The sequence below is a fragment of the Nonomuraea lactucae genome (assembly GCF_003313395.1).
Lineage (GTDB): Bacteria > Actinomycetota > Actinomycetes > Streptosporangiales > Streptosporangiaceae > Nonomuraea > Nonomuraea lactucae.
This window is the reverse complement of the sequence record NZ_QNFZ01000264.1, coordinates 1-11,962: the sequence shown is the minus strand read 5'-3', so window position 1 is coordinate 11,962 and position 11,962 is coordinate 1. Positions and strand designations below refer to the sequence as shown.

Below are 11,962 nucleotides of genomic sequence, written 5' to 3'. Positions count from 1 at the left end.
CGGGCTCCGGCTCCCTCTGGGAGGGGGTCCGCGGGCAGGCACCCGGCTGGACGGCGCGCGACGGCGACGGCCGATACCCCCGCGATCCCGGCGACCACCGCGATCACCGGTACCCCCGCGATCCGGGTGGCGAGCGGGACCGGTACGGCCGCGACCCGCGCGAGAGGCGGGGGAGAGACCGTCACCGCGTCCTGCCCGACCTGGGCGAGGGCGCGCGCTCGTGGGACCGCCGCCGCCGGGAGGCGGCCGAGCGGCTGTCCGCGGCCGTGGTCGACGGCCCTCGCTACACCTGGCACGACTTCGAGCTGGACGACACGCCTCCCAGGGCGCAGCCCAACCACCCGGACGCCCCCTCGCTCGGCGACGGGCTGCGCCACTGCGGCAGGCTGGAGGCGATCCTGCACCGGCAGTGGGACGCCCGTCTGGGACCGCCCTCCGCCGAGGTGGCGCGGGCCGTGGAGAGCCTCGCCTGCCTCCCCGAGCGGCTCAAGGAGCTGCTCGCCGACGGCCTCGAAGGCATCTACGTCGGCCCGGGCGGCGTGCCCGACCTCGACGACATGGGCTACCTGCGCGGCGCGCCGCTGCCCTCGGGCCGCGCGTCCTGGGACATCTGCGCCGGCGCGTACGGCGACCGCAAGATCGTGGTGGGTGACCGGCCGTCGCCGACCCCCGACGTGATGATGCACGAAGTGGGACACGCCATCGACGACGTCGACTCGGCGTACGGCGATTGGGTGTCCGACTCACCGGAGTTCGTGGCACTGTACGAGAAGGCAGTGCCCGTGCTGGCCTCGGCCTTCCACCGCCAGGGAGGAGGGCTGGGCCGCAAGGAGTTCTTCGCCGACGCCTTCGCGGCCATCGCCTCGCGCCAGCGGCCGGCCCTCGTCGACATGCTGAACGGCGACACGCGGACGGCGCTCGACGTCATGCTGTTCTTCAACCGGCGCTACGGAATCTAGGTGATCGGCCATGTTCGTCATCCGGCTCGCTGACGGGACCCTGCGCGTGCCGCGGAGCCTGACCAGCGAAGACGGGCGTCTGATCGGCGACGGATACGTGGATCTCGAGCCCGGTGACCCCGACTACGACCGGTGGCTGCCGGAGTCGCTGACGGAGGAGGAGCTGGCCGAGCGACGCAGCCGCTGGCAGGAGGGCAACGACGATCTGGAACAGGAGTTTCTGGCGTTCAAGACGGAGCAGGAAGGGGGCTAGCGCGGGCGCCGGGTGGAGCAGGAGGCCAACCTCGGCGGCGGGGGAGGGACCCGCCGCGGGAGGATCTGGATGCGTTGAAGCTCTGGACAGGCGCCAGCCACTAACGACGGTTGGCGCCCGGGCGTGCCGTACGTGATCCAGAAAAGCAGTCCCGCCGCGGTGACCCTGACGGGCAGGATCACCAAGACGGAACGTCAAACGCGCGGGGACTCACCTGCTGGCCTGTCGGCCGTCAGAACGTCCTCGCCTCGGAGAAGGGCGTGCACTTCCGACTCGCGGAAGCGCCGGTGCCCTCCGGGGGTGCGGATACTGCTGATGCGGCCTGCCGCAGCCCAGCGCGTAACCGTCTTTGGGTCTACCCGGAAGAGGGCGGCAACCTCTCCCGGGGTCAGCAGACGCTCGCTGCTACTCTCCACCAATCTCTCCCCCTCGCATCCCGCTTCCTGCCAGCGGGCGGACAGGTAACCAGTGTGTCGAGCGAAGCCTGATTTATCCGTGGTTTTCGTCAAAGATCACGGGTTGTTATCAGCTGACTGCCCGATTGTTATATGATAGAGCCTCTTTGGGGCTCTCATGGGTGTTTCTTTACGAAACTCCCTGACTGGGAACAGTAGCAGCGCTCGCGCCGGATGCGAAGAGCGACCACCCTGTCGGGCGAGTAACCTCGACCTGTGCGTCCCGTTCTCGTTTACACCCTGTCGCGCATCGGTCTGTTTCTGGTGACCGCCGGCATGCTCTATCTGCTCGGCCTGCAAAACCTGTTCTGGCTGCTCGCAGTGTCCTTCGTGGTCAGTGGCGTCGCCAGTTACGTTCTGCTGTCCAAGCAGCGCGACGCCATGAGCGCGCGCATCAGCGGCACGCTCGACCGCGCCAAGCCGGAGGACGACTAGCGCAAGGGGAACATGCCAATCCGGGCATGGTACTCCCGTCCGAGTCGCGTGGTGTCGCTACCAACCAGTAGGCCACCGGGGTGGGGCAGAAATGCCTTCACCCCGATCCCGCGCTCCCGTCCCGGATTCCACGACAGCGCCTTACCCGTGGTGGGGTGAATGGCGGCGATGCCCTCGCGCGCCACCGCGCCGGGTCCCGCCGAGTCACGCCCGCGCGGATTGTCCAGCCACCGCTGATGGCCGCCGACATAGACCGCGGCCCCCGTCACGGCCACCGCGTAGAGTGAGTCGCCGCCGGTGTGGTTGACCCACGTGGGCCGCACGTCAGCCGCCGTCGCGTACGTCTCGAACCTCGCGGCCGTGTCGCACAGCTTCGCGCCGGTGCCCGCCCCTCCTGTCGTGACGACCACGAAGTAGCGGCCGTCCGGCGAGAAGTCGAGGCCGCGCACGTACGACGGGAAGACCCTCTTGCAGGCCGGCGAGTATGCGGTGGTCCGCCAGGGGGCCACCTGGGCCGTCGGACCGCCGACGTCGATCAGCCCGAGCTGCGGCCTCGAGCGGCCGCCCAGCGTGGTGAAGCTGCCGTCGACCACGAGCCTGCCGCCCGCCACCGCCAGAGCCTGCACCTTGACGCGCGGCGTCAGGGGCGCGCCCGGCGTGATGGCGAACCCCGGGTCCGCCGCTCCGGTCGCCGCGTCCAGCCTGGCCAGCGCCGTGCGCGGCCGGGTGAAGTCGCCTCCCGCGTAGAGGTGGGCGCCCTGCCGGGCCAGGGCCGACACCATGCCCCCGGCGACGCGGGGCGCGAAGCCGCGGACGACCGAGCCGTCGCGCAGCCTGATCCGGGCCAGCGACCTGGCCGTCTCGCCGTTGACGTCGGGGAAGTCGCCGCCCACGTAGACGGTGCCGGCGTCACCGGCGGCCAGGCCGTGCACCGGGCCGTCCACCTCCGGCGCGAAGCCGGGCAGGATCCGGCCGGTGGCCAGGTCGTAGGCGAAGAGGTTGTCGCGGGCCAGCGTCACCGTGCGCCCGGCGTCGCTCACCTCGCTGAACGAGCCCCCGACGACGACCGTGCCGCCGACCAGGGCGATCGCGTTGACGATGCCGTCGAGCACGTGCGGGGTCGTGTCGGCGGGGTCGGCCGAGACGACGCGCGTGTGGGCGGCGGGCGAGGCGGCAAGCAGGGCCGCAAGGGTGACTCGGGCAAGCATTCGCCAAGTTCTAGCAGACTGTCCGTAGCAGTGTGGATACTTTCCGTCAATCGCCGGTATGGCCATAGGCTTGGGCCATGACCCGCGCTCAGTTGGACAAGCAGCCGGACGAGGTCGCCGCGATGTTCGATCGCACGGCCCGGCGCTACGACCTGGTCAACGACGTCGTCTCGCTGGGGCAGGTGCGGCTCTGGCGCAGGGCCGTGGCCGCCGCCGTTGACGCCGGTCCCGGGGAGCTCGTGCTCGACCTCGGCGCCGGCACCGGCACGTCCACCGACGCCTTCACCTCGCTGGGCGCCCGCGCCATCGCCTCCGACTTCTCCCTCGGCATGCTCCGCACGGGGGTGCGCCGCCACGGCGGCAACGCGCTGAGCGGGCCCGGCGTGCCGTTCATCGCCGGTGACGCGCTGCGGCTGCCGTTCGCCGACGGCAGCTTCGACGCGGTGACGATCTCGGTGGCGCTGCGCAACGTGCACGACACCTCCCGGGCGCTGCGCGAGATGCTCCGCGTGACCAGGCCGGGCGGGCGGCTGGTGGTCCTGGAGTTCTCCCACGTGACCGTCCCGGCGGTCGACCTGGTCTACCGCGAATACCTGATGCGCCTGCTGCCCAGGGTGGCCAGGGTCTTCGGGTCCAACGACGACTCCTACGAATACCTGGCCGAGTCCATCCGCGACTGGCCCGACCAGGCCACGCTCGCCCGCACGATCCAGGACGCCGGCTGGCGGCGGGTCGCCTGGCGCAATCTGTCCATGGGAATCGTGGCCATGCACAGAGCGGTCAAGCCCGTCTGATGGCCCCCCGACAGACCTGTTTGACCAAAGGGCGCGCCCCGACTGCCACTAAGTGCACGAAAAGCGTTAGACTGCGGGCCGACAAGTTTGTGAAGAGGTTCACAAAGGAACGAAGGCGCCACTACCCAAGGCCTTCACACGTGTAGGACAGGACAGTCCAGTGACCGTGCCCACAGCCACGAAGGCTGACGCCGACGTAATCGTCGTCGGCGCCGGTCCCGCCGGTTCCGCGACCGCCTTTCACCTCGCTCGGGCGGGCCTCGACGTGCTGCTCCTCGAGAAGACCACCTTCCCCAGGGAGAAGGTGTGCGGCGACGGGCTGACCCCACGCGCGGTCAAGCAGCTGCTCAACATGGGCGTCGACATCGACGCCCCCGGCTGGGTCAGGAACAAGGGGCTGCGGGTCGTCGGCGGCGGTCTCCGCTTCGAGCTCGACTGGCCCCAGCTGGAGCGCTTCCCCGACTACGGCCTCGTTCGCACGCGCAAGGACTTCGACCAGATCATCGCCGCCAAGGCCGTCGAGGCCGGGGCGCGGCTGATGCAGGGCGTCACCGTCACCGGCCCGGTCCTCGACGACCGCAGCGGCCACATCGTCGGCGTGACGACCAAGGACGGCACGACCTACCGCGGCCGCCTCGTGGTGGCCGCCGACGGCAACAGCACCCGGCTCGCCCTCGGCATGGGGCTGCACAAGCGCGAGGACCGCCCGATGGGCGTGGCGGTGCGCACCTACTTCACCAGCCCACGCCACGACGACGACTACCTCGAGATCTGGCTGGAGCTGTGGGACGGCGCCAAGCTGCTGCCCGGCTACGGCTGGGTGTTCGGCGTCGGCGACGGCACCGCCAACGTCGGCCTGGGCCTGCTCAACACCGACGCGCAGTTCAAGAACATCGACTACCGCGACCTGCTGAAGCGCTGGTGCAAGGCGATGCCCGCCGAGTGGGGGTTCGACGAGGAGAACATGACGGCGCCGATCCGCGGCGCCGCGCTCCCGATGGCCTTCAACCGGCAGCCGCACTACACGCGGGGCCTGGTGCTGGTGGGCGACTCCGGTGGAGCTATCAACCCGTTCAACGGCGAGGGCATCGCGTACGCTATGGAGACCGGCGAGATCGCGGCCGAGGTCATCTCCCGGGCGCTGAAGAAGGACACCACGCCCGCGCAGCGCGAACGCACCCTGCGGACCTATCCTCAGGTGTTGAAGGACGCCTACGGCGGATACTTCACCCTCGGCAGGTGGTTCGTCGAGGCGATCGGCAAGCCGGGGGTCATGAGCTTCGGCACCCGCCACGGTCTGCCGCACCCAAGGCTGATGCGCTTCGCGCTCAAACTCCTTGGTAATCTCACCGACCGGCGGGGCGATGCGTCAGACAAGATCATCAACGCACTCTCGAAGGTCGCGCCGCCAGCATGAACCCCAGACTCACCAGGCACATCCATAGATCAGGCTGCGCGCCCGCGCGCGTGGCTCCAGAGGAGGCGTAGCGATGGACCTTTACGTGCCCATCCTGGTGCTCGCCGTTCTCGCGGGGGGTTTCGCGATCTTCTCGGTCGCCATCGCTCCCTTCACCGGTCCCAAGCGCTGGAACCGCGCCAAGCTTGACGCCTACGAATGCGGCATCGAGCCGACGCCCCAGCCTGTCGGTGGCGGACGGTTCCCGCTCAAATACATGGTCACCGCGATGCTCTTCATCGTGTTCGACATCGAGATCATCTTCCTGTACCCCTGGGCTGTTTCCTTCGCGCCGCTGAAGAACGACGTGGGCAGCGTGCTCTCCTCGGGCCTCGGAGTGTTCGCGCTTGTCGAGATGCTGCTGTTCATCGTCACCGTGCTCGTCGCCTACGCGTACGTGTGGCGTCGCAAGGGTCTGGACTGGGACTGAAAATGGGACTTGAAGAGAAACTCCCCAGCGGCTTCATCCTCAGCACGGTCGAGCAGGCCGCCGGATGGGCGCGCAAGAACTCCGTATGGCCGGCCACGTTCGGGCTCGCCTGCTGCGCCATCGAGCTGATGGCCACCGGCGGCCCCCACTACGACCTGGCGCGCTTCGGCATGGAGCGCGCTTCCGCGTCTCCGCGCCAGGCCGACCTGATGATCGTGGCGGGTCGCGTGTCGCAGAAGATGGCCCCCGTGCTGCGGCAGATCTACGACCAGATGGCCGAGCCCAAGTGGGTCATCGCGATGGGCGTGTGCGCCTCCAGCGGCGGCATGTTCAACAACTACGCCATCGTGCAGGGCGTCGACCACATCGTGCCCGTCGACATCTACCTGCCGGGCTGCCCGCCGCGGCCCGAGATGCTGATCGACGCGATCGTGAAGCTGCACGACAAGATCCAGAACATGAAGTTCGGCGCGCACCGCGCCAAGCAGATCGACGAGCTCGAGCTGCAGGCGCTGCGCTCGCTGCCGCTGATCGACCAGGGGGCTGCCAAGTGACCTCCCCAGACAACCTCCCCGGGACTCCGGGAGCCGACGAGCCCGGAGCCGAGGTCCCCGCGGTCCCCGAGCCGCCGGTCGCCCGGCGCGGCATGTTCGGGGCGAGCGACTCCGGCGACACCTCCGGCTACGGCGGCCTCGTCGTACGGCGGGCGCCCCAGCTGTCCACGCCCCGCCCCTACGGGAGCTACTTCGACGAGGTGGTCGACACCCTCGCCCTCGACGACGCCGTCGAGCGCGTGGTCGTCGACCGGGGCGAGCTCACCCTCCACGTCAAGCGCGAGCGGCTCGTCGAGGTCTGCCACAGGCTGCGCGACGAGCCGGCCCTGCGTTTCGAGCTCTCGCTCGGGGTGTCCGGCGTCCACTACCCGCACCTGGCGGGCGAGGAGCTGCGCGCCGTCTACCACCTCTGCTCGATCACCCACAACCGGCGCGTCCGGCTGGAGGTGAGCTGCCCCGACACCGACCCCCACATCCCGTCGACGGTCGGCGTCTACCCGGGCCACGACTGGCACGAGCGCGAGACGTACGACTTCTTCGGCATCGTCTTCGACGGCCATCCCGCGCTGACGCGGATCATGATGCCCGATGACTGGGACGGCCACCCGCAGCGCAAGGACTACCCGCTCGGCGGCATCCCGGTCGAATACCGCGGCGCCACGATCCCCTCGCCCGACAACAGGAGGTCCTACTCGTGACCACCGGCTACGACGAGGCCACCGAGGGCAAGGTCTACTCGGTCACCGGCGCCGACTGGGACGAGGTCGTCACCGGCGTGCGCGACTCCGAGGAGGAGCGCCTGGTCGTCAACATGGGCCCGCAGCACCCGTCCACGCACGGCGTGCTGAGGCTGGTGCTGACCCTCGACGGTGAGACGGTCACCGAGGCGCGCGGCGTCATCGGCTACCTCCACACCGGCATCGAGAAGAACATGGAATACCGCACGTGGACCCAGGGCACCACGTTCGTCACCCGCATGGACTACCTCTCGCCGATCTTCAACGAGACCGCCTACTGCCTGGGCGTCGAGAAGCTGCTCGGCATCGAGGACCGGGTGCCGGACCGGGCCCAGGCCATCCGCGTGATGATGATGGAGCTCAACCGGATCTCCTCGCACCTGGTCGCGATGGGCACGTTCGGCATGGAGCTGGGCGCGACCACGCCGTTCCTGTTCGGCTACCGCGACCGCGAGCTGATCATGGATCTGTTCGAGTACATCACCGGCCTGCGCATGAACCACGCCTACATCCGGCCGGGCGGCGTGAGTGTCGACCTGCCCGCGGGCGCGGTCGACAAGGTCGGCGAGTTCCTCAAGGAGATGCCCAAGCGGATCAAGGACATCCGCAAACTCCTCGACGAGAACCCCGTCTACGTGCGCCGCACCCAGGACGTGGCCCACCTCGACCTGACCGGCTGCATGGCGCTGGGCATCACCGGCCCGATCCTGCGCGCGGCCGGGCTGCCGTGGGACCTGCGCAAGTCGCAGCCCTACTGCGGCTACGAGACCTACGAGTTCGACGTGGCGACCGAGCGCGGCTGCGACGTCTACGCCCGCTACCTCGTGCGCATGAAGGAGATGGAGGAGTCCCTCAAGATCGTCGAGCAGGCCCTGGACCGCATCGCCGGTCCGCTCAAGGGCGAGCCGGTGATGATCGAGGACAAGAAGATCGGCTGGCCCGCGCAGCTCGCGCTCGGCCCCGACGGCTTCGGCAACTCCCCCGACCACATCGCGCACATCATGGGCAGCTCCATGGAGGCCCTCATCCACCACTTCAAGCTGGTGACCGAGGGCTTCAGGGTGCCGGCGGGCCAGGCGTACGCCCCGATCGAGTCACCCAGGGGCGAGCTCGGCGCCCACGTGGTCAGCGACGGCGGCACCCGCCCCTTCCGCGTCCACTTCCGCGAGCCGTCCTTCTGCAACCTGCAGAGCTTCCCCGCGATGGCGGAGGGCGGCCAGGTCGCCGACGTGATCGCCGCGGTGGCATCTATCGACCCCGTCATGGGAGGTGTGGACCGGTGACCTACTCGCCGGAGGTCCGTGAGCGTCTCGAGCGAGACGCCAAGGAGATCATCGGCCGCTACCCGAAGGCGCGGTCCGCCCTGCTGCCGCTGCTCCACCTCGTGCAGTCCGAAGACGGCTACGTCTCCGACGCCGGGCACGAGTTCTGCGCGGAGCTGCTCGGCCTGAGCAAGGCCGAGGTCGTCGGCGTCTCGACGTTCTACACCATGTACAAGCGCAGGCCCGCCGGCGACTATCACGTCGGCGTCTGCATCAACGCGCTCTGCGCGGTCATGGGCGGCGACCAGATCTGGGAGGAGCTGTCGGAGCACGCGGGCGTCGGCCACGAGGAGACCACGCCAGACGGCAAGGTCTCGCTGGAGCGCCTGGAGTGCAACGCGGCCTGCGACTTCGCCCCGGTCATGATGGTCAACTGGGAGTTCTTCGACAACCAGACGCCCGAGTCGGCCAAGCAGCTCGTCGACGACCTGCGTGACGGCAAGGACGTGCGGCCGACCCGCGGCCCGAAGAAGCTGTGCACCTTCAAGGAGGCCTCGCGGGTGCTCTCCGGCCTGCCAGACGGCCTGGCCGGCGATGGCCCCTCGGCCGCCGGCCCCTCGCTGGAGGGCCTCAAGGTCGCCAAGGCCAACGGATGGAAGGCCCCCGAGGCATGAGCACCACTCTCACCCCGGTCCTTACCGCGAACTGGGACCAGCCCGACTCCTTCACCATCGACGGCTACGGGCCGTACGAGGCGGCCAAGAAGGCGCTGGGCATGGATCCCGACGCCGTCATCCAGGCCGTGAAGGACTCGGGCCTGCGCGGCCGCGGCGGCGCGGGCTTCCCCACGGGCATGAAGTGGGGCTTCATCCCGCAGGGCGACGGCAAACCGCACTATCTCGTCGTCAACGCCGACGAGTCGGAGCCGGGGACCTGCAAGGACATCCCGCTGATGATGGCCAACCCGCACGCGCTCGTCGAGGGCGTCATCATCACCTCCTACGCCATCCGCGCCAACCACGCGTTCATCTACGTGCGCGGCGAGGTGCTGCACGTGATCCGCAGGCTGCACGCGGCCGTTCGCGAGGCGTACGAGAAGGGCTACCTCGGCACCGACATCCTCGGCTCCGGCTACGACCTGGAGCTCGTCGTGCACAGCGGCGCCGGCGCCTACATCTGCGGCGAGGAGACGGCGCTGCTCGACTCGCTCGAGGGCTACAGGGGCCAACCCCGGCTCAAGCCTCCGTTCCCGGCAGTGGCGGGTCTGTACGCTTCGCCGACTGTCGTGAACAACGTGGAGTCCGTGGCCAGTGTTCCCTCGATCATCTCCAACGGGGCCGACTGGTTCGCCGCGATGGGCACCGAGAAGTCGAAGGGCTTCGGCATCTTCTCGCTGAGCGGCCACGTCACCAGGCCGGGCCAGTACGAGGCGCCGCTGGGCATCACGCTGCGGGAGCTGCTCGACATGGCGGGCGGGATCCGCGAGGGGCACCGGATCAAGTTCTGGACTCCTGGAGGCTCGTCCACCCCGATCTTCACCGACGAGCACCTCGACGTGCCGCTCGACTTCGAGGCGGTCGGCGCCAAGGGCTCCATGCTCGGCACCCGCGCGCTGCAGATCTTCGACGAGACCACCTGCGTGGTCCGCACCGTGCTGCGCTGGACCGAGTTCTACGCGCACGAGTCGTGCGGCAAGTGCACCCCGTGCCGCGAGGGCACCTACTGGCTCAAGCAGGTGCTCAAGCGCCTGGAGAAGGGCCAGGGCACCGAGGACGACCTGGCCACGATCACCGACATCGCCGACAACATCCTGGGCCGTTCGTTCTGCGCCCTCGGCGACGGCGCGACCAGCCCGATCCACTCCTCGGTGAAGTACTTCCGCGACGAGTACCTCAAGCACTTCGAGGTCGGCGGCTGCCCGTTCGACGCGAAGAAGTCCACTCTCTGGGGTGACCAGTGACAACGACCGCTGTAGAGACCACCCTGGTGACCCTCACGATCGACGGGTTCCAGGTCAGCGTCCCCAAGGGCACCCTGATCATCAGGGCGGCGGAGCTGCTGGGCATCCAGATCCCGCGCTTCTGCGACCACCCGCTGCTCGACCCGGCGGCCAACTGCCGCCAGTGCCTGGTCGACATCCCCGACGCCGGCAACGGCCGCGGCTTCCCCAAGCCGCAGCCGTCCTGCGCGATCGAGGTGGCCGAGGGCATGGTGGTGCGGACCCAGCTCACCTCGCCGGTCGCCGAGAAGGCGCAGCGCGCGGCGATGGAGTTCCTGCTGCTCAACCACCCGCTCGACTGCCCGGTCTGCGACAAGGGCGGCGAGTGCCCGCTGCAGAACCAGGCCATGTCCAACGGCCAGGGCGAGTCGCGCTTCCAGGAGCAGAAGCGGACCTTCCCCAAGCCGCTGCCGCTGTCCACGCAGGTGCTGCTCGACCGCGAGCGCTGCGTCCAGTGCGCGCGCTGCATCCGCTTCTCCGACCAGATCGCCGGCGACCCGTTCATCGAGTTCTTCGAGCGCGGGGCCAAGGAGCAGGTGGGCGTCGCCGACGGGGCGCCGTTCCAGTCCTACTTCTCCGGCAACACGGTGCAGATCTGCCCGGTCGGCGCGCTGACCGGCGCCGCCTACCGGTTCCGGGCCCGGCCGTTCGACCTGGTCTCCACGCCCAGCGCGTGCGAGCACTGCGCGTCCGGCTGCGCCCAGCGCACCGACCACCGGCGCGGCCGGGTCACCCGCCGCCTGGCCGGCGACGACCCGCTGGTCAACGAGGAGTGGAACTGCGACAAGGGCCGCTGGGCGTTCACCTACGCCACGCAGCCCGACCGGCTGCAGACGCCGCTGGTGCGCAACGAGGAGGGTGTGCTCGTGCCCACCTCGTGGCCGGAGGCGCTCAGCGTCGCAGCTGAGGGCCTCGCCGCCGCCCGCGGCCGGGCCGGCGTGCTGGTCGGCGGCCGGGTGACGGTCGAGGAGGCGTACGGCTACGCCAAGTTCGCCCGTGTCGCCCTGGGCGGCAACGACATCGACTTCCGCGCCAGGCCGCACACCGCCGAGGAGGCCCAGTTCCTGGCACACGCGGTGGCCGGCAAGGGCATCGAAGTCTCCTACGCCGACCTGGAGAGCGCGCCCGCGGTGCTGCTCGTCGGGTTCGAGCCCGAGGAGGAGTCGCCGATCGTCTTCCTGCGCCTGCGCAAGGCGTGGAAGAAGCGGGGACTCAAGGTCAGCGCCGTCGCGCCGTTCGCCGGCCCCGGCCTGGCCAAGCTGGGCGGCACGCTCATCCGCACCGCGCCGGGCGGCGAGGCCGACGCGATCGGCGACCTGGTCGGCACACTCGCCGAGGGCACGATCGTGCTCGCCGGCGAGCGCCTCGCGACCGTCCCCGGCGCCCTGTCCGCCCTCGTCCGGCTCAGCGCCGCCTCGGG

General features: G+C 69.7%; 14 protein-coding genes. 12 read left to right on the top strand and 2 right to left on the bottom strand.

Annotated elements, in window-relative coordinates; all coding sequences use genetic code 11:
- Both DQW85_RS17280 and DQW85_RS17275 read left to right on the top strand, forming a co-directional pair.
- The coding region (locus DQW85_RS17280) for a hypothetical protein (RefSeq protein ID WP_240197239.1) at positions 1-959 on the top strand (959 nt) is incomplete at its 5' end.
- 10 nt (positions 960-969) lie between these two features.
- Complete coding sequence (locus tag DQW85_RS17275) at positions 970-1,212, top strand: hypothetical protein (RefSeq protein ID WP_113701332.1); 243 nt, start codon at positions 970-972, stop codon at positions 1,210-1,212.
- A 194-nt stretch (positions 1,213-1,406) separates the two neighbouring features.
- On the opposite strand, the gene DQW85_RS17270 is transcribed toward DQW85_RS17275, so the two are convergent.
- Positions 1,407-1,628 carry a BldC family transcriptional regulator gene (locus DQW85_RS17270; RefSeq protein ID WP_026214226.1) on the bottom strand — a complete coding sequence of 74 codons (222 nt, stop codon included), beginning with the start codon at positions 1,626-1,628 and terminating at the stop codon, positions 1,407-1,409.
- A 255-nt stretch (positions 1,629-1,883) separates the two neighbouring features.
- Between DQW85_RS17270 and DQW85_RS17265 the strand changes: the two genes are divergently transcribed.
- On the top strand, positions 1,884-2,102 hold the full coding sequence (locus DQW85_RS17265) for a DUF4229 domain-containing protein (RefSeq protein ID WP_113701331.1): 219 nt from the start codon (positions 1,884-1,886) through the stop codon (positions 2,100-2,102).
- Here DQW85_RS17265 and DQW85_RS17260 read toward each other — a convergent pair.
- Complete coding sequence (locus DQW85_RS17260) at positions 2,099-3,310, bottom strand: hypothetical protein (RefSeq protein WP_113701330.1); 1,212 nt, start codon at positions 3,308-3,310, stop codon at positions 2,099-2,101. The genes DQW85_RS17265 and DQW85_RS17260 overlap by 4 nt on opposite strands.
- A 77-nt stretch (positions 3,311-3,387) precedes the next feature.
- Between DQW85_RS17260 and DQW85_RS17255 the strand changes: the two genes are divergently transcribed.
- The 9 genes from DQW85_RS17255 to DQW85_RS17215 all read left to right on the top strand — a co-directional run.
- Positions 3,388-4,104: a demethylmenaquinone methyltransferase gene (locus tag DQW85_RS17255; RefSeq protein WP_113701329.1), complete on the top strand. Its 717-nt coding sequence runs from the start codon at positions 3,388-3,390 to the stop codon at positions 4,102-4,104.
- A 160-nt stretch (positions 4,105-4,264) separates the two neighbouring features.
- Entirely contained in the window at positions 4,265-5,521 is a 1,257-nt protein-coding gene (locus DQW85_RS17250) for a geranylgeranyl reductase family protein (protein ID WP_113701328.1), read from the top strand.
- 73 nt (positions 5,522-5,594) lie between these two features.
- The gene (locus DQW85_RS17245) at positions 5,595-5,990 is read left to right on the top strand and encodes an NADH-quinone oxidoreductase subunit A (RefSeq protein ID WP_101786362.1); all 396 of its coding nucleotides are present in this window, start codon (positions 5,595-5,597) and stop codon (positions 5,988-5,990) included.
- A 2-nt stretch (positions 5,991-5,992) separates the two neighbouring features.
- Entirely contained in the window at positions 5,993-6,544 is a 552-nt protein-coding gene (locus DQW85_RS17240) for a NuoB/complex I 20 kDa subunit family protein (protein WP_113701327.1), read from the top strand.
- Positions 6,541-7,242, top strand: a complete 702-nt coding sequence (locus tag DQW85_RS17235) for an NADH-quinone oxidoreductase subunit C (RefSeq protein WP_113701326.1) — start codon at positions 6,541-6,543, stop codon at positions 7,240-7,242. Before DQW85_RS17240 ends, DQW85_RS17235 begins: the two co-directional genes overlap by 4 nt.
- A complete protein-coding gene (locus DQW85_RS17230) occupies positions 7,239-8,564 on the top strand; it encodes an NADH-quinone oxidoreductase subunit D (protein ID WP_113701325.1) in 1,326 nt (441 codons plus the stop codon). Before DQW85_RS17235 ends, DQW85_RS17230 begins: the two co-directional genes overlap by 4 nt.
- The gene (gene nuoE / locus DQW85_RS17225; RefSeq protein ID WP_113701324.1) at positions 8,561-9,217 is read left to right on the top strand and encodes an NADH-quinone oxidoreductase subunit NuoE; all 657 of its coding nucleotides are present in this window, start codon (positions 8,561-8,563) and stop codon (positions 9,215-9,217) included. The genes DQW85_RS17230 and nuoE overlap by 4 nt, the downstream gene beginning before the upstream one ends.
- Positions 9,214-10,503, top strand: a complete 1,290-nt coding sequence (nuoF, locus tag DQW85_RS17220) for an NADH-quinone oxidoreductase subunit NuoF (protein WP_113701323.1) — start codon at positions 9,214-9,216, stop codon at positions 10,501-10,503. The genes nuoE and nuoF overlap by 4 nt, the downstream gene beginning before the upstream one ends.
- The coding region (locus DQW85_RS17215) for an NADH-quinone oxidoreductase subunit G (RefSeq protein ID WP_113701333.1) at positions 10,500-11,962 on the top strand (1,463 nt) is incomplete at its 3' end. The genes nuoF and DQW85_RS17215, both read left to right, overlap by 4 nt.